Source organism: Anabaena sp. WA102, from assembly GCF_001277295.1.
Taxonomy (GTDB): Bacteria; Cyanobacteriota; Cyanobacteriia; order Cyanobacteriales; family Nostocaceae; genus Dolichospermum; species Dolichospermum heterosporum.
On sequence record NZ_CP011456.1, the window covers coordinates 2,275,406 to 2,298,954 of the forward strand.

The 23,549-nt window shown below is 37.5% G+C and carries 23 protein-coding genes, 1 tRNA gene and 1 pseudogene; 11 read left to right on the top strand and 14 right to left on the bottom strand.

Translation table 11 applies throughout. From position 1 onward, the window contains the following. Window positions 1-403 precede the first annotated feature (403 nt). From AA650_RS09845 to rsmH, 4 genes are all read left to right on the top strand, one after another. On the top strand, window positions 404-646 hold the full coding sequence (locus tag AA650_RS09845) for a hypothetical protein (RefSeq protein ID WP_053538883.1): 243 nt from the start codon (window positions 404-406) through the stop codon (window positions 644-646). A gap of 57 nt (window positions 647-703) precedes the next feature. Continuing rightward, window positions 704-1,027, top strand: coding sequence for a type ISP restriction/modification enzyme (locus AA650_RS09850; protein ID WP_053538884.1), 324 nt, complete (start codon window positions 704-706; stop codon window positions 1,025-1,027). 157 nt (window positions 1,028-1,184) lie between these two features. Beyond that, window positions 1,185-1,607: a hypothetical protein gene (locus AA650_RS09855; RefSeq protein ID WP_053538885.1), complete on the top strand. Its 423-nt coding sequence runs from the start codon at window positions 1,185-1,187 to the stop codon at window positions 1,605-1,607. Between the two features lie 420 nt (window positions 1,608-2,027). Continuing rightward, the gene (gene rsmH / locus AA650_RS09865) at window positions 2,028-2,936 is read left to right on the top strand and encodes a 16S rRNA (cytosine(1402)-N(4))-methyltransferase RsmH (protein ID WP_053538886.1); all 909 of its coding nucleotides are present in this window, start codon (window positions 2,028-2,030) and stop codon (window positions 2,934-2,936) included. A 5-nt stretch (window positions 2,937-2,941) separates the two neighbouring features. Here the strand turns inward: rsmH and AA650_RS09870 are convergent. The 8 genes from AA650_RS09870 to AA650_RS09910 all read right to left on the bottom strand — a co-directional run bounded on the left by AA650_RS09870 (window position 2,942) and on the right by AA650_RS09910 (window position 9,928). After that, window positions 2,942-3,015: transfer RNA gene (locus AA650_RS09870), tRNA-Val, on the bottom strand. A gap of 70 nt (window positions 3,016-3,085) precedes the next feature. Further along, entirely contained in the window at window positions 3,086-3,865 is a 780-nt protein-coding gene (locus AA650_RS09875; RefSeq protein ID WP_027401464.1) for a photosystem II S4 domain protein, read from the bottom strand. Between the two features lie 75 nt (window positions 3,866-3,940). Then, window positions 3,941-4,441, bottom strand: a complete 501-nt coding sequence (locus AA650_RS09880; RefSeq protein WP_053538887.1) for a hypothetical protein — start codon at window positions 4,439-4,441, stop codon at window positions 3,941-3,943. Window positions 4,442-4,459: 18 nt separating this feature from the next. Continuing rightward, complete coding sequence (locus AA650_RS09885) at window positions 4,460-4,843, bottom strand: hypothetical protein (protein WP_053538888.1); 384 nt, start codon at window positions 4,841-4,843, stop codon at window positions 4,460-4,462. Between the two features lie 228 nt (window positions 4,844-5,071). Then, the gene (locus tag AA650_RS09895) at window positions 5,072-7,075 is read right to left on the bottom strand and encodes a TolC family protein (RefSeq protein WP_053538890.1); all 2,004 of its coding nucleotides are present in this window, start codon (window positions 7,073-7,075) and stop codon (window positions 5,072-5,074) included. A gap of 109 nt (window positions 7,076-7,184) precedes the next feature. Continuing rightward, window positions 7,185-8,741, bottom strand: coding sequence for a circadian clock protein KaiC (gene kaiC / locus AA650_RS09900; RefSeq protein WP_027401467.1), 1,557 nt, complete (start codon window positions 8,739-8,741; stop codon window positions 7,185-7,187). Window positions 8,742-8,927: 186 nt separating this feature from the next. Then, a complete protein-coding gene (gene kaiB, locus AA650_RS09905; protein WP_039201202.1) occupies window positions 8,928-9,242 on the bottom strand; it encodes a circadian clock protein KaiB in 315 nt (104 codons plus the stop codon). 110 nt (window positions 9,243-9,352) lie between these two features. Beyond that, on the bottom strand, window positions 9,353-9,928 hold the full coding sequence (locus tag AA650_RS09910; RefSeq protein WP_053538891.1) for a KaiA family protein: 576 nt from the start codon (window positions 9,926-9,928) through the stop codon (window positions 9,353-9,355). A gap of 610 nt (window positions 9,929-10,538) precedes the next feature. Between AA650_RS09910 and AA650_RS09915 the strand changes: the two genes are divergently transcribed. After that, window positions 10,539-13,739, top strand: a complete 3,201-nt coding sequence (locus tag AA650_RS09915; protein WP_053538892.1) for an ATP-binding protein — start codon at window positions 10,539-10,541, stop codon at window positions 13,737-13,739. 75 nt (window positions 13,740-13,814) lie between these two features. On the opposite strand, the gene AA650_RS09920 is transcribed toward AA650_RS09915, so the two are convergent. Both AA650_RS09920 and AA650_RS09925 read right to left on the bottom strand, forming a co-directional pair. After that, window positions 13,815-15,656 (bottom strand): ArnT family glycosyltransferase, encoded by a 1,842-nt coding sequence (locus AA650_RS09920; RefSeq protein ID WP_053538893.1) that lies wholly within the window; start codon window positions 15,654-15,656, stop codon window positions 13,815-13,817. Between the two features lie 230 nt (window positions 15,657-15,886). Then, window positions 15,887-16,486 carry a hypothetical protein gene (locus AA650_RS09925; protein WP_053538894.1) on the bottom strand — a complete coding sequence of 200 codons (600 nt, stop codon included), beginning with the start codon at window positions 16,484-16,486 and terminating at the stop codon, window positions 15,887-15,889. Between the two features lie 83 nt (window positions 16,487-16,569). On the opposite strand from AA650_RS09925, the gene AA650_RS09930 reads away from it, so the two are divergent. Beyond that, entirely contained in the window at window positions 16,570-16,902 is a 333-nt protein-coding gene (locus tag AA650_RS09930) for a DUF565 domain-containing protein (protein ID WP_053538895.1), read from the top strand. A 4-nt stretch (window positions 16,903-16,906) separates the two neighbouring features. Beyond that, complete coding sequence (locus tag AA650_RS09935) at window positions 16,907-17,947, top strand: glycerate kinase (protein WP_053538896.1); 1,041 nt, start codon at window positions 16,907-16,909, stop codon at window positions 17,945-17,947. 31 nt (window positions 17,948-17,978) lie between these two features. Here AA650_RS09935 and AA650_RS09940 read toward each other — a convergent pair whose 3' ends face one another. Then, the gene (locus AA650_RS09940; protein WP_053538897.1) at window positions 17,979-19,436 is read right to left on the bottom strand and encodes a protein adenylyltransferase SelO; all 1,458 of its coding nucleotides are present in this window, start codon (window positions 19,434-19,436) and stop codon (window positions 17,979-17,981) included. A 316-nt stretch (window positions 19,437-19,752) separates the two neighbouring features. Between AA650_RS09940 and AA650_RS27785 the strand changes: the two genes are divergently transcribed. From AA650_RS27785 to tumE, 3 genes are read left to right on the top strand one after another with little or no spacing between them, the layout of a single operon-like run. Beyond that, a complete protein-coding gene (locus AA650_RS27785) occupies window positions 19,753-19,899 on the top strand; it encodes a hypothetical protein (RefSeq protein WP_199924418.1) in 147 nt (48 codons plus the stop codon). Between the two features lie 26 nt (window positions 19,900-19,925). After that, on the top strand, window positions 19,926-20,156 hold the full coding sequence (tumA, locus tag AA650_RS09945; RefSeq protein WP_053538898.1) for an antitoxin TumA: 231 nt from the start codon (window positions 19,926-19,928) through the stop codon (window positions 20,154-20,156). Beyond that, on the top strand, window positions 20,146-20,529 hold the full coding sequence (gene tumE / locus AA650_RS09950; protein ID WP_053538899.1) for a toxin TumE: 384 nt from the start codon (window positions 20,146-20,148) through the stop codon (window positions 20,527-20,529). The genes tumA and tumE overlap by 11 nt, the downstream gene beginning before the upstream one ends. Window positions 20,530-20,605: 76 nt before the next feature. Here tumE and AA650_RS09955 read toward each other — a convergent pair whose 3' ends face one another. From AA650_RS09955 to AA650_RS27795, 3 genes and pseudogenes are all read right to left on the bottom strand, one after another. After that, window positions 20,606-21,457, bottom strand: coding sequence for a DUF6671 family protein (locus AA650_RS09955; RefSeq protein ID WP_053538900.1), 852 nt, complete (start codon window positions 21,455-21,457; stop codon window positions 20,606-20,608). Between the two features lie 72 nt (window positions 21,458-21,529). Continuing rightward, window positions 21,530-21,796: pseudogene (locus AA650_RS27790) on the bottom strand (GNAT family N-acetyltransferase); the annotation flags it as partial. 21 nt (window positions 21,797-21,817) lie between these two features. Beyond that, entirely contained in the window at window positions 21,818-22,237 is a 420-nt protein-coding gene (locus tag AA650_RS27795; RefSeq protein ID WP_053538901.1) for an ATP-binding protein, read from the bottom strand. 101 nt (window positions 22,238-22,338) lie between these two features. Here AA650_RS27795 and AA650_RS09970 point away from each other — a divergent pair, with 101 nt between their 5' ends. Beyond that, entirely contained in the window at window positions 22,339-23,544 is a 1,206-nt protein-coding gene (locus tag AA650_RS09970; protein WP_053541242.1) for a SpoIIE family protein phosphatase, read from the top strand. The last annotated feature ends 5 nt before the right edge of the window (window positions 23,545-23,549 follow it).

A 23,549-nucleotide genomic window follows, 5' to 3' on the forward strand; every position in this document is an offset into this window, starting at 1 on the left:
GCCACGATTGTTATTGTCTGCCAAAATTTAGCTTATAGGGATAATTTCTAGGTTATCTCTACAGGTGACGTTGGAGAGAGAATAGCAGAGTCGGTTTTGTACTTGATGTTTTATTTTGTGCAGCTTCTTCAATTATTATAGGTAAGCCTGATATATAAGGGATTGAGAATCTGGATTTTTTTCATGTACCTGGGGTTGTGGGAATGGGAAAAATCTTCCCGGTGCAGATGACTAAACTATAATTGTATCAATGGCTTGGTGATTTTGCTGATTTTGTCTTCGTGGCAAGATAGATTTAATTTATAATTACTCTAATTAATATCTATAGTTAAATTTTAGCTCACGCAAAGGCGCAAAGGCGCAAAGTAAGAGAAGCAGAGTTTTTAAGGGGTGTGATTTAGTTATGAATTATTTGCAAGTTTATTTTCAGGAAGTTAATCAAGTTTATCAAGGACAAAATGCTACTGAGCATAGTTATCGTCCAGCTTTGAGGAAGTTAATGGAGTCTTTAGATTCTGGTATTCAAGCTATTAATGAACCGGAAAGAATCGCTTGCGGTGCGCCGGATTTTTTGGTAAAGAATGGTGTTTTAGATGTTGGTCATATTGAAGCTAAAGAGGAGAAAGAAACCCCAAAGGATTATTAGATGATTATGTAAAGTTTATCCGTTTCGCTCAACATCGAGTACCGGAAACGGGTTTTAATGAAAGCAACAGCAACAGAAATTTCTATTTATGCTATTCCTGGTTCTGATCTTGTCGAACAAGTCAAATATAATGAAAATCATCAACAAATTTGGATAAATTCCGAACAGTATTTTGATCAAGTTCCCTCGCAAATTTGGAATTTTTATATTGGAGGTTATCAAGTTTGTCAAAAATGGCTGAAAGATAGAAAAGGGAGACAATTGAATTTTGATGATATTAGCCATTATCAAAATATAATTTCCATCATATCGGAAACTGTAAAGATTATGGAAGATGTTGATCAAATAATTGAAAAATATGGCGGTTTTCCGTTAGAATAAGATTAATAAAATCCCGGCGAATGGAATTCGCGGCTACACAAGCAAAGTCCGCCTTTGCGGACTAAATTAAGAACCCACGAAGGTGGGTTTCGTCTGTGTAGATGCGGTTTCTAACCGCCGCTTGTTCAAAATATGATCAATATTCTCGATATTTATAATGAACAAAACATCTGAACAAAAATTTTTGGAAGCTTTAGATATTTGTGAATCATTAATTGATTTTAAATATCGTCCTACCAATTCAACCTATCAAGCAATAGAGTTATTTTGTGAAATTGGTAAAAATCTTTCTGAATTACTAGAATTATGCCAAAAATATTCTATTAAAATTGAAAAAATCTGTGCCATTATTAATGAATATGGAACAAGTATAGATAATTGGCGCGTTGATTGTTCTCTTGGTTTTGGTGTAAAAGATCATTGTGGCTTTTTGAATTTTTTCCTAAATATTGATAGTGGTAAGTTTGAATATTTTACAGACAATTTTACAACACCTGAACAAATTGCTAAATTATTTAAAGATTGGAAGGGAATTGATTTTAATTCTGTCATTGAAAAGCAAAAAGCACTTACATTTTAATAAATCAAAAGTATTATCTAAACTTAGTTAAGCAAAATTGTCAATTAAGGAGATATTTATGAAAGAATTAATGAAACAACCCTCATCTTGGCTACCAAATGGAATAAACCTGAATCTTTCAGATCAATTTTGTCCTTTTTCTTTTACTGAAGAGTTACAACTTATTTTATAAGAACTCTTAGAAAAGAATAAAGAAAATCTACTTAATTCAGATGAACAAGCAGAATTGTCTGGTTTATTGGAATTAGAAAAAATCTTCAGTTTTATCAATGCTAAACTTGCTTCCTAATTATCAAGACTTATGCAAAAAATCTCTCAAACCCTCTTTAATTCGTGTCCTTCGCTTCTTCGTGGTTTATTTTTCCCTTATTTGTACATAAGTTTTATTAATGTTTAATTCCTATTACTAAGAATTTTATAATGAAATCAGATTCACAAACACCCATAGATTTAGAAGAAGTTACATTTTCCCATATTCCTGTTCTCAGTCAAGAAGTGATTACAGGTTTGAATATCCAACCTGGTGGACATTATTTAGATTTAACCGTTGGTGGTGGTGGTCACAGTCGGTTAATATTAGCAACTGCTGAAGATGTGAAAATTACCGCACTTGACCAAGATGAAGATGCTTTAAATGCAGCAAAAGAGAATCTAGCAGAATTTGGAAATAGAGTCAAATTTATTCATAGCAACTTTGCTAATTACCAATTTCCAGAAAATACCTATCATGGAATTTTAGCCGATTTGGGAGTAAGTTCCTATCATTTAGATAACCCAGAACGTGGTTTTAGTTTTAGAAATACCGCAAATTTAGATATGCGAATGAACCAGCAACAATCCCTTACCGCTGGAGATATTATCAATGAATGGGGTGAAAAAGAATTGGCGGATATTTTCTTTAAATACGGTGAAGAGAGACTTTCTCGCAGAATAGCTAGAAGAATAGTTGAAAAACGCCCATTTAACACTACTACAGAATTAGCCAATGCGATCGCCTACTCCGTCCCTCCTAAATATCGTCATGGGAGAATTCACCCCGCAACCCGTGTTTTTCAAGCTTTGCGAATTGCTGTCAATGACGAATTAAAAGTCCTGGAAACCTTAATAGAAAAAGCACCTCACGCGCTAATTCCTGAAGGAAGAATAGCCATAATCAGTTTTCACAGTTTAGAAGATAGACCAGTTAAACATGGTTTGAGAAATTCCCCCTCATTGCGAGTATTGACAAAAAAACCCATAATTGCCACAGAAGAAGAAATAAAAGAAAACCCCCGTTCCCGTTCTGCTAAATTGAGAATAGCAGAAAAGAAAAGTACAGATGAGAGATAAAAATATGGACGGTATTGGACTCGAACCAACGACCCCATCGATGTCAACGATGTACTCTAACCACCTGAGCTAACCGTCCGTAATCAACACAGATTAACAATCTATCACATAAAACATAATCTGTCAACCCGTAAAACCAAAATTTTATCCTACATATATCTAGTCAACTGCACCCGATAGCGATCCTTTTTCGTCACCGCAATTTCCCCAACTTCCAACCGCCCTTTTCCCCGAATAGCGATTAAATCCCCTGTTTTAACGTGAGAACTGGCTTGGGTGACTTCCTTCCAATTGACACGCACATCATTAGAGTCTATCAAATCTACCATCTTACTCCGGGACATCCCAAACCCAGCCGAAGCCACTGCATCTAACCGCAAAGAAGCCTCCACCGTCGTCATTTCCTTCTTCTTCGGTTCACGGATTTTTAACTCATTAATCTCAATGCGTCGAGTTTTCACTGGCACAGAACGCACCTGTTGTAAACTCATCTCTAAAAATTCTACCAATTCAGGCACAACAATCACCTGCGCCCCTCTTTCCCCCAATACAATCACATCTCCGGTTTTTTCACGCACAATCCCCGTTCCCAGCATTGCGCCTAAAAAATCCCGGTGATTTGCTGTATCAAACAAGAAATTACCAGCAATTTCTAAAGCCACAATCGCCACTTCAGACTGATCTAATGGTAAATCAGCACGAGCGATCGCTAACCTTTGTCTTTCCGCCTGTGGATATCCACCCCACGCTACCGAATGCACCTCCGTCAAGCGGCTAAATACCCGTTGAATTTCCGCCAACTCCGGCGGAGACAAAAAATCTGTAAATACTACTTCCCACGTCTTTATAGCCTGATCTGCTTGATCAATTACACGGGCGACAGTATCGCGGTTTTCAACACCTTTTAAAAGTTCTTCTCTAGGTAGCATGGAATTATAGGAGTGACAGGGAGCAGGAGGAGATAGATCCCCGACTTCTTTGAGAAGTCGGGGATCTGGTATCTACTAATTATTTTCCGCATAACCTTGAATATTTTCTGGTTCAAACTGGCGGAGAATGCGAGTAGCTTGACGAGTCAGAGTTTCCGAACCCTGTACCACAATTAAATACTTACCTGCATCTAAACGATTGCGATAGGGTAAAGCATCACCACCACCCTCAAATAAACCCACTCCACCACCTACAAATACGCTACCCATTGCACCACTACCAGCGCCCAGAATGCCGCCAATTACATGATTTCCAATTTCCCCAGCCCATGCGAAGGTATCCAAACCGGTAATCAAACTGAAGGTAAAACCGGAGAAAAAGCCAAATGGTACTAACCAAATCGCCATTAGCTTAACTTGTTTTTTCGCTTGTTCTTTGGGATCAATTAAACCAAACTCATCAGCACTTTTATAGCCCCTACCAAGAATAGTGCCATTTATCCCTTCTCTTTCTAAAGCTAAATCAGCGGCTTCAGCCTGGATGCGATCTGATAATACAGCAACAAGATAATTCATCAATTTTAAAACTCAGGATTAATGTGACTTTAGCAAATCCAAAGGCTCACAAAAATTATTCACACCTTGTTTAAGAATATAAATTAAAACCGGTGTAGCCAGACTTTTGGGAAAACTCGGTATTGTCCTTAGATGTACTATCATCCCTTGAATTGACCCATTTAACAAGTTTTCTCGATATTCTTGTTCACAAATTACCGCCCGCCACTTTTTGGCTAAAGCATCCAACCAGTCGGAATTAGTTTGTTCTGGTTCTTGTCCAGCCCGAATAGCCAGAGTCATTACCGCATCTTCTAAATCTCCATCGCAATCCTCTATCAAGTCTAATGCTTCCATTGCTTGCGGATCATCTGCTAAATGAGAACGAAATTTTGCAATCTCTTGTGATGTAACTGTAGTCATGAGTTTTTGACTAGACCAGGATTTGAAAACTATTTTACAGCATTGGTGACTGGGGATTGAGGATTGGTGATTGGGGATTGGTGATTGGTGAAGAATTTCCTCCCCTACCTCCCCTACCTCCCCCACCTCCCCTACCTCCCCCACCTCCCCTACCTCCCCCACCTCCCCCACCTCCCCTACCTCCCCCACCTCCCCCACCTCCCCTACCTCCCCTACCTCCCCTACCTCTTACTTGACCCCTGATTCCTGTAACTGATTCAAACCCCTAGTGGTAACATATCTTTGCAATTCTGTTAAAGCACGGTTGTAATCTAAGATTGCTTTGACGCGATTACCTTCAGAACGGGTGAGATCGTTTAATGCGTTAATTACATCAGTTTGAGTCCCGACACCTGCCTGGAATCTTAACCGCGCTAACCGCAAAGATTCTTTAGCTTGTTCTAAAGCCACATTAGAAGTTTGCACATTTTCTAAGTTTGAAGCCTGGGTAGAGTATGCTTGTTCTACCTGAAAGCGGATTTGGTTACGCTGTTCAGAAAATTGAGTTTCAGCGATCGCAATATTGGTCTTAGATTGGGCTGCTCTGGCTTTTGCTGCCCCACCATCATATAAACTGAAGGTGGCTTGTACTCCCAAAGAATAACCATCACTCACGCTTGTGTCATCATCAAACTGATCCAACAAGTTATATCTACCCACCAAACTTACCTGGGGACCCAAAGCTGCTAATGCTTGTTTTCTTTGAGCCTCGCTGATATTACGCTGTGCTAAGTTCTGTTGTAGTTCAGGACGATTTTGATAAGCTAAAACGATGCTTTGTTCTAGTGGATGTTGCCATAAACCTGCCAATTTCACAGGATCACCCGCACTAATACTCGCTGATTGGGATAAATTCAACAGTGGTGCTAACTTACGGCGGGCAATTTGTTGTTGAGAAAAGGCACTAGTTAAGTCCTGTTGGGAGTTAGCTAAATTTACCTGCGATCGCAACACATCGAAACGAGTACCAACACCCGCTCGTTCTAAAGCCACTGCATCCTTCAAACTCGCCTGAGCATTTGTAACCGCTGACTGAGAAATTCTCACATTTTCATCAGCTTGTTGCAAATCATAATATGCCCTAGCCACATTCAGGCGAATTTCCTCAGATTGCCTTTCTACATCTAACTCTTGCACTCGTATCCTTTCTTGCGCCTCTTTAATCGCTGCATTACGTCTACCAGAAGTGTAGAGATCATATTTTATCTGTGCAGTACCGCTAAATACCGTATTAGATGGAGCATCATCTACGGTTAATCCATTATTCCGTTGTCTTTTAACAGCTAGTGTGTCACCAACACTACGACTATTGGTCACATCACCATTCAAATCAACGCTGGGCATTAAAGCCGCTTGAGCTTCACGCAAAACCGACTTACTCCGTTCCAGTTGCAGTACAGACACCTGTAAATCATTATTATTCCGTTTAGCCAGTTCCAGTGCCTGTGACAAACTAATTGGCTGAGTTTCTTGTACCTTCACTTCCTCTGCTTGCGTTGGATATAACAGCGGATTAGGACTGGGATTCAACTCCTTAGGAACATTAGGAAAATCTACAGGTTGACTAGGTGCAGAATTGACATTTTCTGCGGTCGGAGGTGTACTGGTTTCTGTCGTAGTCGGAACAGTTGTTTGTGCTATCAAACTATTATTTTGAGTTAAGCAGGTGTTAGCAGTAAGTAGCAAAGCTGCTTGACTCTTGGGCTGTGATTGTGGACAATTACTAGACTCTAGTAACTTTGATACCTCAACATCACCATTGATAACTTGCTGATCAGAGTTACTTAAACTACCTAACTGAGAATTACTCGCAAACAGTAAATTATTATTTGAATTTGATAAATCAGAAAAACTTACAAATCTACTGTCATATTTTGGAGAATTTTTTTCTCTCCCAGTGCTGAAATCATTGTCAGCCATGATTATAGGTAGAGTGGAGTTACCAACAAGCTTGATACTGCCTTGACTAAAATAACTAACAGGTAATAATCCTGGGTTACTATTAACTTTACTTTTAGGCAGTAGGCTATTGTCTGGGAATAAATTTCTACTATCAGTAGAAACCAACACACTAGAAGTAGACTTTAGCTGTAACTCATTCACTTTAATAACAGTAGCCCAAGCGGGCTGGGTTGTTAATACTGCTACTGTTACACCAGGTAAGAAACAATGGAATAATTGCTGTCCTTTCACCGCATCCCCTCACACAAAAAATATTAATTTAGCGGCAGAATACTTGTCTTCAACACAAAATATAGCACGATCTGGAGATTTGGGCAGGAATATCGCACGATAACTCATGTTAGACATCAGAACTCGGTTTGTCTTCAAAACGTTTGACAATCCGAGAAAGTTCTGCCTTTTCGTCTATACTAACGCGCGTAGGCGCACCACTGATAATCCGCTCATAATTACGGAATGAATCTTTAATGTCAGGACCATCTGCCGTAATATTATATTCACGAATGCCCTTATCGTGCCATGAGCCACGCATTTTAAATACGTTAATTGCCCGCGACATTTCTCCCCGAATTTCTACATATTGTAACATCAAAATTGTATCTGTAATCGTGGAAATATGGGAGTCAGTAATGGAATTAGAACCCAGAAATTGGTCTGTAGTATTGGTAAAAAAACCAGTAATTTCTTCTTGTTTAGCATAACCTGTGACACCAATTACAAACTGACGGAAAGCATTATTACTAACACCTCTAGCCATTGCAGAAAGTGAATCAATGGCAATACGAGCAGGTTTAAAATGGGAGATTTCTGATTTAATAATTTGTAAGTGGTCTTCTAAACCAGTTGATTCAGGATAGGTACAAATAATTTTCAGTAATCCTTGATGTTCTAATTCTTCAAAATCTATACCCCAAGAATGGGCATTTCGGGAAAGTTGGGCGCGAGATTCTTCATAGGCAAATAATATTGCTCGTTCACCACTAATGCAGCCATCTTGAATAAACTTACTAACTAATAAAGTTTTACCAGTACCTGTAGCTCCTGTGGCTAAAATAATCGAATCTTTAAAGAAACCACCACCACACATTTGATCAAGAACTTTCACTCCAGAAGATACCCGCACATTAGAAGATCGTTGTGTTAAACGCATTGCTCCCAAGGGGAATATATTAACTCCTTCATTAGTAATTGTGAAGGGATATTCACCTTTCATGTGGGTTGTTCCCCGTAACTTGAGAATTTCAATGGTTCGCCGCCGACGTTCTCCTTCTAAAACATTGCGAGAAATTACTACATTATCGGAAACAAATTCTTCGACTCCAAAAGATGCTACTGGTCCATATTCTTCACCCCGTTCAGTGGTAATGATGGTGGTGACATTCAATAGTTTTAGCCGTGCTACTAACCGAAAAATTTCTCGTCGCACTACTCCGACAGCTTCATATTGTTGAAATATGGCTGTCATGGAATCAATGGAAACCCGTTTAGCTTTATATTTACGAATGGCATATTGTAAACGTTCAATCAGGGCAGATAAATCAAAATTACCAACTATGTCTTGACCTTCAGGGTCAGGAGATGCGTCGAGAATAAATAATTTACCTTCATCAATTAACCGTTGTAAATTCCAATCAAAAATATGGGCATTTTTAATAATGTCACTGGGTGATTCTTCAAAGGTAACAAATACTCCGGGTTCATCGAAGTAAGTGATGCCATTATAAAGGAATTGCAGTGATAATAGAGTCTTGCCAGTTCCTGAAGTTCCACTAACTAAAGTAGTTCGACCCACAGGTAAACCGCCATGACTGATATCGTCAAAGCCTTCGATCATCGTGCGAATTTTTTCGACACCAATAGGTATTTTTTTTTGTTCAGGTTGCTCTTTTTTATTCATGGTTCATCTAATATGGATATTCAACCCAGGTTTTTAAAATCAAGAAAGTTTTTAATTATTTTTAATAACTAAATAAATATACCAAATTGTAGGTAAATAAATTCCCAAATTTCCATCAAAAAGTGGCTAACGCCACAGCTTTACTCAGAATTATTACTTATTGGCTTCTAAATCCTACATTTTGTCTTATTCTTTCCCATATTCTTCATTCAATTCTTCGTAAAGCAGATCCAACCCAATTAATACTCTTTCCCTATCCGTTAAATCACCAATAATTTTCCGCACAGGAGGCGGCAAAATTTTTGATAGTGTTGGTGTGGCGAGTATTTTATCTTCTTCGGCTAACTGGGGGTTTTTCAGGACATCAATTACTTTTAAAGCATAAACTCCTTGAAATTCTTCATCTAAAATATTTTTGAGTGTTTTCAAAGCTCGCATTGAATTAGGGGTATTTCCTGCTACATATAGCTTGAGAACATAGGTCTTTTTAGCTTCGTTCATAATATCAACTCCTAAAAATATTGAGGTAAAAGATCAAAATTTATGATACTACATATACACTCAGGTATTAATTTACCATGAATATAAGTGCAACTTCTACTTTGTGGCATTTAAATGATTTTAGCAATAGAACAGCGATAAACTTCGCAAAGATGTGCCAAAATATCTATTAAGGTTAAACGGTAATCCAGTAGCGTTTCATCACTTCTGCCTTCTATTCTTAATTGCTTGGCAAATTCGTCAATAATTTCCATGTGCATTTCTATAATTTGTGGTACGGGAACACTAGTATAAAATAAGGTATTAATAAACTTATCAAGTTTTTCTTGTAATGTTTTGTCACTGATAAAATAATTTATAATAATCTGACGGTAATCTGCTTTCAGTGCTGCTAAAAGTTCCTGTTTTTCGGCAGCGGTCATATCCTGAAAAGTTTGGGTCTTTTTTTGTTTATTAAAAGCCAAGAAATTATTATCTTTATTATCTAATTTTCGATAAGGGTTTTGTGACTGAAAATGGGGCAAATAGTATATCTGACTAGGTATAGGCTGCCAGTAGTATTGAGTTATTATCCCCTCAATGAAATCCCATATCTGAAAAAATAAACCTTTGCCCTTGTTTTTTGCACATGGTTTATCGAGAATTTGTTTTATATTTGTTTGTAAAAGCAATATAGGTAATAACATCTACTGTTTATAGATCATGAATTTTTGAGCGGGAGATACATCGGTCTATAATTAATGATACTTGTCTACTCTAAGTAGGATGACGCATTAAACTCAGGGAGAGTCATGACTGATGGATGGTGTGTATTAGCATATCTAGCGGCAGATAGATTACATTATTTCACTTATTGATAAGATACTTAAACGAACTTAAAGAATTGTCGCATTTTAAATCATTATAATTCCTCAAGGTTCTAAAGCGAATCTTTAGAGCCATAATTATTGTTGTAGTTGTCACTATAAAAAATGATGACTTTCAATACCAGTAGCAAGTTGCTGAAGATAGTTGCTTGCTGAGGATGGAAACTCACACCTTGCACCAGTTAAGAAAAATTATTGGTAATTGGCTGCGAGACAATGGATGTCTATAGCGGAGTGTTACCGAAAGCCATAGCTAAATAGCTAGTTTGAAGAGGTCTGTCAATTGTAACCAGAATCGCCGATAGCGTGGCGTAGCCATTCTAAATATTCTTGGAGGATATTGCTTCAGGCTTGAAGACCATCTAAACCAAGTGCTGATGGTGATGCCGGAGTTAATCACAAGAAGAAAGACCACCGAGGACTTATTTTAATGCTACAGTACCCACTTTATGAATTTATAGCACCTGTACCAATGTGCTGGGAAACAAATACTCTGGCAGCAGCGTTGGATATTTTTGTTAAACAACAGAGCGATCGCTTGGTAATAGTCAATTCCCAACAACGTCCAATTGGTGTATTGTATTCTGCTCAATTACTGCCACAATTCTTAGCAGCGGATGCTAATAATAACCTCTTAAATTTGCAACAACCACTCTCACAGGTGGATAAATCCCTCATAGAAGCAATACAGACCATACCAGCAGCAGCAAATCTGGAAAAATTCAGTTTGGTTCTCAAGCATCAAGAAAGCCAACAACAAAGTAACTTAGATTGGGCGCTAGTTGATTCAGATGGTAAATATTTGGGAATCCTAAATACTTTACGCCTATTAACATTGTTATCTCAGGAGAAAATTCCCCTTAACTCAACCAAAAAAGAAGAAAGTCATGAGTATGTGACAAATACTAAAACTTCTCAACACCAAAAAAACATCGAGCATACAGCTAATAAACACCAGCCAAACATACACAAATCCATAGTCCACTTATTGGCTAAATTACCCTGGCCAATGATGTTACAGACTAGTCAAGGCGAAGTGGTTACGCAAAATATCGCTTGGCAGCAACAACTAGGAGCATTAAAAGACCCTGAAGGCATTAGAAAACAGGTAGAGACTATACTTACTCCCAAATATATTTATGCCAATCCTCAAGAAAATCAGAAAACCGATCCTTTCACGACCCATAGACAAAGAACCTCACCATCAACTTTCACTTTTGTACAAGAATCACCTCTACCCGTAAATGAGGCTGCCAACCACTGCGTTTTAGATACACAATTGGGTATTTGTACTTGTGTGGTTGAAATTAAAACTGGTCAGGAACGAGTGTGGCAGTTTGCTAAAATTCCTTTAGACAGTAACGAGTTAAAAATTTGGGTTTCTGAGTCAGAAGTACCAGAAATTACGGAAGAACTATGGTTAATATTAGCCACCGACGTAACAGAACAACAACAACTGTGTAAGGAATTAGCAGCAAAAAATGCTGATTTAATTCAACTTAATCGCTTAAAAGATGAATTTTTAGCTTGCATTAGTCATGAACTAAAAACACCACTAACGGCAGTTTTGGGACTATCTCGCCTTTTGGCAGATCAACAGTTGGGACAATTAAATGAGCGTCAAGCCCGTTATGCTGGACTAATTCATCAAAGTGGCAGACATTTGATGAGTGTGGTGAATGATATTTTAGATTTAACGCGAATGGAAACGGGACAGATGGAACTCACCCTCAATCCAGTCCAAATTCAAGTAGTATGTGAAAGGGCTTTTTCAGACGTTAAAAACATTCATCATCAAACTAACAAAGCTAAACCAGTATCCCCACCAGACAATCAAACTTTATCTAATCACCAATTTAGCCTAGCCATTGAACCAGGTTTAGAAGAAATGGTGGCAGATGAATTACGCTTGCGACAGATGTTAGTACATTTACTTTCTAATGCCTTTAAATTCACAGAAATATCCGGGGAAATTGGTTTACGGGTAAGCCGTTGGGAAGGCTGGATTGCTTTTACTGTTTGGGATACAGGGATTGGTATTCCTGAACAACAACAACATTTAATCTTTCAAAAATTCCAGCAATTAGAAAATCCTCTCACTCGTCAGTTTGAAGGAACGGGTTTAGGATTAGTATTAACTAGAGCTTTAGCTCGTTTGCATGGTGGAGATGTCAGTTTCTTATCTCGTGAGGGTAAAGGCAGTCAGTTTACGCTGCTTTTACCTCCCAATCCACCAAAGGCTAGTTTTAATGAGTCCGAAGATATAGTTCCTAAGATAGAAGTAGGCAATAACATTAATCCTTCCCCTCAAAATCTCAATAGTTCTTCCCAAAGATTGGTTTTAGTAGTGGAAGCAGTAGCTCAATATATTGAGGAATTAACTGAACAACTCAAAGGTTTAGGGTATCGTGTTGTTATTGCTAGATCAGGAACAGAGGCACTAGAAAAAGCTCGTCGCTTACAACCAAAGGCGATATTTTTAAATCCTTTACTGCCTTTACTTTCTGGCTGGGATCTGATGACTTTACTGAAATATGATGTTTTAACTCGTCATATTCATGTTATTGTCACAGCCACAGCGGCAGAAAAAGAGCAAGCATTTACTAAACAAGCTGATGGTTTTTTGAGTTTACCAATTAAGCATCAACCATTGGCATCATTATTAGAAAAAATATCAATAACGAACGAATTTCAGCATTCAGGACTGGAAAATAATAGTATCAATTCTCAAAATATTCCTTTGCGAATTCTTAGGTTAGTACACCCAGAATTGGAGGTAATTAATCTCTATCCTTCTCTGCGAGAACATCGGGTGATTGAAGTAGATGATCTAGATCAAGCAGATTTGTTAGCGCGAGTTTGGCAGTTTGATGTAATTTTGCTAGATATGGGGATTTCTACTGCTCGCACTTATCTACAACAATTAAATAAACACCAAAGGTTGGCGACATTACCATTGGTAACTTGTGATGTTGCGACTACTTTAGCTGCTTCTCAAATACCAGGATTGTCTGTATTTCCTTGTTTAAGTCCTTTGACTCAGGAAGATAATAATCAAAATTATCAACAAGGTGCTTTGTCATCTGTATTACAAATTGCTGCTGGTATTTGTTGCCCAATAAATATTTTAGTGGTAGATATAAATATGCTGAGTGATTTACCCAAATCAAAACGCAAACCAATTAAGGATGATCAGTCAGTCAAAAATTATTTTCTCAATTTTGAAGATGAGCAAATTAATCGGGGATATGAGTGGTTTCAAGCTTTAATTCAATATTTACAAACTGCTGGTTTTAGAGCTTCTATTGCCAGTTGTTGGTCGGAAGTTGTCCAACAAGTTAGCCATAAAAGTGTTGATTTACTGTTAATTTGCTTGCATGAAACGGCAATTAATAAGGAAGTACAAAAAGCTATTGAATCATTGGGGAATTTACAGTTGAATTTGCCACCAATTTTGGTACTTGACCAAAAATTAAATGAACCTAATTATGGAAATGCGGCAAAATCTCGGAAACAAAGATATACATCTTCTGTGGAAACTGCGGTTCGAGGAATTGCTACCCAAATACTACCTCGTTCTATCCCAATGGAAGAGTTATTAATTCAGATCAATCAATCTTTGACAAATTAGACTATGATTTATTTGATTGTGACGATGACAATAATCAATCATCACATAAATCACATCAATCAAAAAAATCATAGTTTAAGACAGGTTGATATTTTCTGGTTTGGCTGTTTTCAAGGGAATGCGAATAAGATGATAAGCACCTTTGGTGGCTAGACTTTTATAGTTATCCGGTGGTAAGTCCATTTCGTGAAATTTTCCCTGTTCAACTAAGAGTAATAATGATGGTGGTTTAGTTGGTTGGGATGCTTGCTTTTGAATATATTCAAGAGCTTGTTGAGCAAATTTGATGTAATTAACATTTTTGTGCGTGTAGAAAGTCACGGTAGGTTTTTTGAATCCAACCATAATTAATTCTTCATTGGGTTGTTTTGATTCAACAATGAGGGCGGATAATTCTCTGAGAGGAAGTTGACGCTGTTGATCCATGATGGAAACAGCAGGTATTAAAACGATGGCAATAAAAGCGATAAATCCTAATAAGTTAATCGTAATGATCTGCTGGTAACGGTGAGTTAAGATGAGGATGGCGGTAGTAATTGTGGATAATAACCAAATTATGCCTCCAAATTTGAGGATTCCTGATCTTTCCATTTGTACATATAATTCAGGAGCAGCGGGATCAAGTCCAGCAATTTGGGTAAGATTGAAAAGTGCGATCGCCAGAATAGTCAAGAATCCTACGTTTATCCAAGCACTGATGCGTAAAAATTTGGGAGGCGTTGGTGTAATAGTAGGTGAACTGGGGAAAAGATCACTCCAAAATAATGCCACAAGAATCGCCGCTGCTGGCATTAAGGGTAATACATAGCTGGGCAGTTTGGTCACGGAAATGGTGAAAAATCCAAACACACCCAGAAACCATATACAGGTAAATAAACCTAGTTGTTGGGAGCGTTCTTGGTTTAACCAATGCGATCGCTGCAAAAGATTTACTCTAACTAGAGCCGCAGGGATGTACACTGAATATGGTGCAAAGCCCAACAAAACGACTAAAAAGTAAAAATACCAAGGGGCTGAATGGCCATTAACAACTTCGGTAAAACGGTCTATATTGTGATAGATAAAAAAGGCATTAATAAAATTCCAGCCGTTGCGCCAAGTTACCAAAACATACCAAGGAAGTGAGATAACTAAAACTATCGCCATTCCTAAAATCGGCTGCATTTCTCGCCATAGTTCCCAAAATTTCCCCACATACAAGGCAAAAGCAATCATAATTAGTCCTGGTAAGACAATGCCTACAGGACCTTTAGTTAATATTGCCCCAGCAATTAAGACATAACTGGCTAAATACCATTTATTGGGAAGTCGCCAATTAGCAGTGACGATTGGGGAATTATTCTGAGCATATCCCAGGAAAAAACATAATAAAGTTGAACCTATACAGCCGTTGAGTAACATATCAGAAACCCCGGCTCTGCCCCAAACAATCATTTCTGCGTTGAGTGCCATTAAAGCAGCGGCAATGGCGGCTGTAAAGTAACGTCTAGGCAAATTAGTAACTTGTTCTAATTCATCTTTTTTGGCAAAGTACCACTGCACAGTGTAAAATGCCAAAGCAATTACGCCCATTGCTGCCAATGCTGAAGGGATACGCACAGCCCATTCATTTACTCCCATAATAGAGTAAGCGATCGCCTGACACCAATAAATCAAAGCAGGTTTATCAAAGCGAGTTTCACCATTAAAAAACGGCGTAATCCAATCACCAGTTAGCAACATTTGCCGGGAAGCTTCAGCAAACAGCGGCTCAGTTTCATCAATCAAGCCCACATTCCCCAAATTCCAGCCAAAAGCTATCCAACCAATCACCAACAACCACAGAGACGAAACAGCTACAAGTATGACTGGACGCTGTTGTAAATTATTCAACCACTTATCAACCACTTTATCGGTGACACTCAATTTTATACTCATGAATTCATACTTAGAGACACGGTAATCATGTCCTTACCAATACACAACAGTTTACAATTCAAAATGCCTCTTTCGAGGAGCTTTACTATCAAAATTCAAACAACTCCTTCTTACTTCTTCTTCCTCCTGATAGCGCAGCGTGGCGTTAGCCATACTGCTGAATGGGCGCAGGCCCTGCGCCCCTACCTCCTGATAGCGTGGCGTTAGCCATACTCCTGACTCCTCCCATATCACCTATTTTCTAACACCAATTGCCATTCTTGAGTTTGCGAATTCCATTGTGGAGAAGAAGTTTCTCCCACAACATAGGGACCCCAATAGCGTCGAGAACCATCTTGAGCAAAAGCCACCAAAATATCACCTTTCTCTAGCTTTAAATTACCTTGAGGTAAAGATAAAATTAACCCGTTCTCATTTCCTTCTTGGGGAGCAAAATCCCAATGAGCCGGAATACCAGATTTAGATTTATTCGCAGTGGCGCTTTTTTGAGATGATTGTCTAGCTAATAATGCTAGACGTACAGGTTGGGTAGTTTTGTTGCTCATGCGAAGTGATCCAGCAGTCTTGGTTTTACTATCCGAATCAAACCGATAGGCTACAACTGTAGAGTGATTTTTCTGTGAACTTGATTCTACTGATTCACTTGGTGTATTATCTAAATTGATTGCATCAGCACTATTGACCGTGTTTGTAACTACAGGTGAATTTTTTTCTGGATTTGTAGACTCCAAGGATATCCTCATATCTAAGCATCCAGTTACGATCCCCATAAATCCTAATACAGAAAAACCGATAATGAAGTTACGATACCGAAGAGCCAAGTTTTTCATAATGATATAGATTTAGAAATAAGATTTTTTGTCAGCTAAACCCAAATGATTGGTGATTATTTTTGTTCACTGTTCCCCTCTTCATGCAAAATACTCGTCTGAACAACCTATTAGAAACAATTTATAGAAGCTTGAGTGAATGGTTTCTCAATCCTTGGCGACGGTTATCATTACTACTAATTAGTTTTTTGTTTGGTTTTTTTCTGGGATCAGCAGTATCAACAACCGCTGGACAGAAGGCAGAATTAGACATCGTAGTAGCTGGATTTTTAGTGCTATTAACTGAAATTACCAGTAGGATATTTTACAGTCGCAGTTTTTTTTCTCGCCAAGCATTTTGGGTAGAAACACTCAACTATCTCAAGGTTGGTTTCATCTACAGTCTATTTCTAGAAGCCTTGAAACTGGGTTCGTAATTTTATGAATAGCGAATGGTTGAGTAAGATTTTGACAACGGACACATCTTGGCAAGTATTAGCACAAGCCGCAGCATTGGCAGATCCTTTGCGAGCTAAGGTGTTTAATATTACTTCTGATCATGTGGCTGAAATTATGGAAAACAGAGGGGATTTACTGAAGTTAGTTTTCCCTGATTTTAGTCAATTTTGTCAAACTAGCCTAAAAACTGATCCTCAAGGAATGTTGCAGGTATTGTGGGATGTGTGGCTACCTTTGGGAATGAAAATTGCAGCACAGCATCAAGAGTCGGGGAAACCTTTTATCCAGGGAATTTTAGGCGCACAAGGCACGGGTAAAACTACAATGTCCCACATACTGGGTTTGATTCTCCAGCATTTGGGATACAGGACGTTAAGTTTTTCTTTGGACGACTTATACAAAACTTATAGCGATCGCTTGGCTTTAATGCAGCAAGATTCCCGGTTAGTTTGGCGTGGTCCGCCCGGAACCCACGATATTCATCTAGGTTTAAGTCTACTCGATCAGATTCACCAAAGCAAGAGTCCTGTTATAGTTCCTAGATTTGATAAATCCGCTCATGGGGGTGCAGGCGATCGCACTACTTCTGAAGTTATCACAAATCCTATAGATATTGTTCTGTTTGAAGGCTGGTTTGTGGGCGTAAAACCAATTCCTCCTAAAGTGTTATTAACTCCACCACCACCTATTCTTACAGACGTAGATAAACAATTTGCCTCTGATATGAATAATCAGCTAAAAGATTATTTACCACTGTGGGAAAGATTAGATAGTTTAATAGTTCTTTATCCCACAGATTACCGTTATTCTTTAGCATGGCGCAAGCAAGCAGAAAGACAAATGATTGCTGCTGGTAAATCAGGAATGACTGACTCAGAAATAGAAGAATTTGTAAATTATTTTTGGCGTTCTTTACATCCCGAATTATTCATTAATCCCTTAATTCAATCATCATCTGTTGATTTAGTAATTGAAATTAATGCTGATCATAGTTTTGGTAACTTTAGATCCCCGACTTCTTAAAGAAGTCGGGGATCTGATTGATTCTGATTGATTACTTCCCTGTTTGCAGTGTTTCCACTAAATCATAAAAAGGTTGCCAATTATCATCTTCAGTGATTTGTTCCCAAACAGACTCAATCACAGGTCTTAATAAAGCTGTTTTGGGATTAGCTTCAATCAAAGTTTGGTGAATTTTATCCATTTGGTCAGGATCAAAATGATTGAGAATTTTATGATAGAGGAAACACCAATTATCAAAAGTGGCTGATTTTCCTAATGCGGGGCTAAGTTCTGAACCATTCATCACAAAAGCTGGATCATCTCGCCATTTACTAGAAAAGGTAGCAGCTATATCAGCAAAGAATTGATGATAACCAACTTGACTATCATGTAAAAAGGTAATGGTTAACCGCAAAAATTCATCAGCTTCCGCTAATTGTAAATCTTCAAAACCCAATTTTTTCAACATCAAAGCTCGATATTCAGCCTGGTAATATTCAGCAAACTTAGATAAAGCAATATCCAAATCACCTTGATGAATTATCGCCTTTAAAGGTTCTTGCAAAAGTTCTAAATTTAATTTGCAAATCCCTGGTTGCTGACTGTAACAATAACGTTTATAATAATCGAAATATGCCGCCGTAAATTGGAGATCGTAAGTAGGAATAAAGGCATAGGGTCCATAGTCAAAACTTTCCCCGGTAATTGACATATTATCAGTATTCAGAACTGCATGACAAAAACCCGCTGCCATCCATTGTGCTACTAATTCGGCGACACGCTGCACTAATTCGGCATAAAATAAAGCATATTTATCATTTTCAGCTTGCAAATGCGGGTAATATTGTTCGATTACATGATCTAACAGTTTTTGAGTTAAATCATGTCGTTTGAAATAGTTTAATCGTTCAAAAGTACCAAAACGAATATGAGATTTACTCATGCGAATCATGACAGAAGAACGAGTTGGAGAAGGTTCATCACCGCGCCACAAACCCAAACCCGTTTCAATCATACTTAAACAGCGAGAAGTGCGAACGCCTAAACTATGAAGTGCTTCAGCGGCGAGAACTTCCCGCACTCCTCCTTTAAGTGTTAACATTCCGTCACCACCGCGAGAGTAGGGGGTTCTTCCCGAACCTTTTGTGCCAAAATCGTATAATTCCCCATCAATACCCCGCACTTGTCCATAGAGAAAGCCTCTACCGTCACCTAATTGGGAGTTATATTGTCCAAATTGATAACCGTGATAACGTAGTGCTAATAGGGGTTCTCGTCCCTCAAATTTACCAAAAGCGTTAATAAAATCTTCGTCTTTAACTACTTGGGGATCAACTCCTAAGCGTGGTAATAGTACGTCATTGCGCCAACGTAAAATATGTTGGGGAAATTCTTCCGCAACAACTTGATCATAGTAATCATCACCTAGAGATTCTAAGGCTGATTCATAATTGAGGGTAAGTAAAGGATTAGTAGAATGGGTGTGATTGGGAGTTTCATCCAGAGTCATTATAATTATGCTTAATGTGATATTTCTTTAATAATAGACAAAAAAGCTTACGATCTTTTTATTTAGGGTTTGCTGATAGCGTAGCGTGGCGTAAGCCATAAAATTTGTCTATGAGGGCAGGGAACAGGGAATCTGACTTTTCCTGTTACAGCACTTCCTGATGTTATGAGGTCTAGTTTTTTATCGCCAAACAAGTAGGGGCGCAGGGTCTGCGCCCTCTATTGTATTTCATTAGATCGGGAATTGTTGTAAGTCTCGAAACATCCAAATAATCAGGGTTTTGGAATAAAGCCCTATTCTCAATAAATGATCTTTAATGAGAATAATCAGCGAAAAAATAGGACTTTGGGACATGGGTTATAATAAGCGATCGCTCAACTGGAAAGATAACGGGAAAAGTCAGAAGCCTATCAACGCTACCTACAATCTATGGGCGTTAAGATTAAAATTACAAGATGATTAAGTTAATCAAATTAAACAGATAAATTAATGCGTAAACAAGTTATCGAATATACATCTCCACTAGATGCGTTGATTGCCCTTACCAAACAGTTAAATGTTTATGAAATCAAGTACCAAATGAGTTCAGAAGATTTTTTTGCCAAATATAAGCAAGGAAAAACTTCTGATGATGAAGTGTTTGTCGAATGGGCAGGAAATTATCAGCATTATCTAGCTTTACATCAAGAAATAACCAGCAAACTCCAAGATGTCGCGTAAACTTATCCAAGCGTATTTAGATGAAATTGAGCAACTTTTACTCAATTGCTCTAATGCATACATTGAGGAATATAGTGCAGTCATTTTAACGACAGAGCGGGCTAATCTCCGCATTAGGATACGTTTTGCAATTAGATATTTACTAGCAGTCAGTGAAGCCTTTGTTGTTGTAGATAATCAGATTAAATATATTGATTACCGCTATCACTTTCAAGATGAGCAAAATAGTCTGATTTTTCGTTATGACAGTACACCACACTTTCCCAACTTGCCTAGTTTCCCCCACCATAAACATTTTTTTGACAATGTAATTGCTTGCGAAAAACCACATATAGCTGATGTTCTACAAGAAGTGATGGATTTTTTAAAGTAGCTTATGAAAATTATTTATTTTCTTGAGAATGATAAATAAAAAAATAGATCCCCGACTTCTTCAAGAAGTCGGGGATCTAAGGATTACAATATTCACATAAACTAGGATCAGCAAATTCTTGATTGTTAGGAAATAATAGTTGTTGGGTAAAACCGCATTTTTGACATTGAAAAATTACTGCTTTAATTAATGAAGTTGGCTGATGACAAAGTTCACAAGGTAGTCCAGGGATTTTTTGATTAATCATAAAACCAGGAGTATGACATTGGGGACATAAACTATTAATTTTATTAATTAAGTCTTGAGTAGCAAAGGCAATATTTTTCATCCTGGTAGGATTATACATTGCTCTCATATCTGTTTCTATATGAAATTTACCATTTGTGTTTTTTATGGCAATTTCTACGGAATTGATTAGGTTTTCTTGGCTGGTAATACCTTTAATAAATTCTGTTGTTCCTGTAGATATATTATCAAATGAAATTATTAACCCATGTTCAGGAAAACCTACTTTTTTACCAAATTCTTCAGCTTCTTCTAAACTAGATATAGTTTGATGATTAAAATTAGTTTCTATAGAAAATAATTCACCAATAATTTCTAAATCATTTTCTTGATCCAAAAAAATAATTATTTCTCGGTTAGCATAAATATAGGGAATTAGGGGATGAGGTGCAAAACTTCCTTCACTAGCAATTGCTATTTTTTCATCATACATTTCCAAGGCTTTTTTAGCTTTTAACCTAGCAGTAATAATTTGTGTATCTGGACGTTTAATTTCTCTAGTAAAAGTTCCAAAAACATCAGTATTTAAGCCTTGAGGAACTATCAAATTAATTCCTAAATGTTCTTTCAATAAAGGAGAAATTACTTTTTCTTTATTGTGCATTGTCGCCAAAATAGCCACGCGATTATTATATATTGACATAATTTATTTCTCCATAATTATCTTCAGATCCCTGACTTGTCCAAGAAGTCGGGGATCTGAGGTATTATAATATTATAAATCTGATCGCCACTGGGAATTTGTCAAACTTGTAAAAATATGATCTTCCCATTTACCATTAATCATTAAATAATCTCTAGCATATCCTTCAACTACAAAACCAGCCCTTTTAAGAACATTACCACTGCGGCGATTATGGGGCATATAATTAGCCATAATGCGGTGCAGATTTAATTCTTGAAAAACATACTTAGTGGAAATAGACAAGGCTTCTGTCATGTAACCATAACCTTGTGCTGATTCTGCTAAACTGTATCCTAATTGCAAAATAAATTTCATATTCTAACAATAATGTTTACTGATAAATAAACAATAACGATTGTCATCTGTTAGTTTATAAGACAGTTTGTCAGCAATGGAGGACATTATTTGCAATCCCCGTCCTCTTTCTTGATCATTATCCTCTAATGCTGAAGTTATTTGCAATTGCTTTTCTAACTCAAAAGGTTCTCCCAAAGACCATATCCGAATTTCTATATCTTCTTCGAGTCTAATAACTTCTAATTCAATCGGAGTTTCTCTGGGTAATTTTTTGTGGGCGTGTTCTACAACATTAATAAATCCTTCGACTAGAAGTGTTTGTAATTCCCACCAAATTTTTTGATTATTAAATGGGGGCTGGTTGATTTGCTCCAGCCAGGATAAAACTTCACTTGTAGCATTAATATCTGTATTGGTTTTTAGGTAGATTTTATGATTCATTGGTCAATCCATAGAATGTGAAAAAGAAAAATGTAAATCCTTAGACAAGATTTAATGTAGAGTAATTAATAAGTAATTATTCAAACTGTTTCATGGTCAAAATGTTTAAAATCCTCGTCATTGATGATGATCCTATCTTACGAATGGTTTTGAAAAAAACTCTGAAAACCCAGGGCTATGATGTTACCATAGCGGCTAATGGCGAAGAAGGAATAATAGAAGCAAAAAAATTATGTCCCGCTCTCATTATCTGTGATTGGGTAATGTCTGGGATAGATGGTTTACAAGTGTGTCGTCTGATTAAGTCAGATCCGGAATTAGCTACAACTTTTTTTATTCTTCTGACTGCAAAAGGAGCTTCTTTAGGAGAGGAAGATGATCGTGTTAGAGGATTGGATGCAGGAGCAGATGAATTTATTTCTAAACCCATTGAGATGAATGAATTAAAAGCACGGGTAAGAGCAGGATTAAGGCTACATCAATTAAGTCGAGATTTGCAGCATCAAAAGCAAATTTTAGAGCAGTTAAATCGAGATTTGCAGCATCAAAAGCAGGTTTTAGAAACCGAACTAGCTGAAGCTGCTGATTATGTGCGATCGCTTTTACCATTACCGATTATAGGATCAGTGACCATAGAATCTTTATTTGTACCTTCAGCACAGTTGGGAGGGGATTGTTTTGATTACTATTGGATTGACGATGAGCATTTGGCAATTTATCTATTAGATGTCTCTGGTCATGGTGTAGGCTCGGCTTTGTTATCTGTATCTGTATTGAATATCTTGCGATCGCAGTCTCTACCAAATACTAATTTTTGTCAACCAGCAGAAGTTCTCAAGGCACTCAATGAGACTTTTCAAATGAGTAAACATGGCGATAAATACTTTACCATTTTGTACTGTGTTTTTAATCGTGTTAATCATCAGCTAGTTTATGGCAATGCTGGACATCCACCGGCTGTATTAATATTTGGAAATGATCCCTCCAGTATTGAGGTTATAAAACTAAAATCTCTAGATTTACCCATTGGCTTTTTACAAGATATCAGTTTTGAAACTGCTATTTTGGAAGTTGCAGAAAACAGCACTTTATATATTTTTAGTGATGGTGCTTACGAATTGCTGCAACCAGAGGGACAAATTTGGGGTTTCGACTCCTTCGTTAATTTATTGCTCACCCATAATCAGACAAATAACAATCATATTAATCAACTCTTACCTGAGATTATAAATATCAGCGGGAACGAAAATTTTGATGATGATTTGTCTTTACTACAAGTTAATTTTAGTGGATATCAAAATCCCTAAGATGT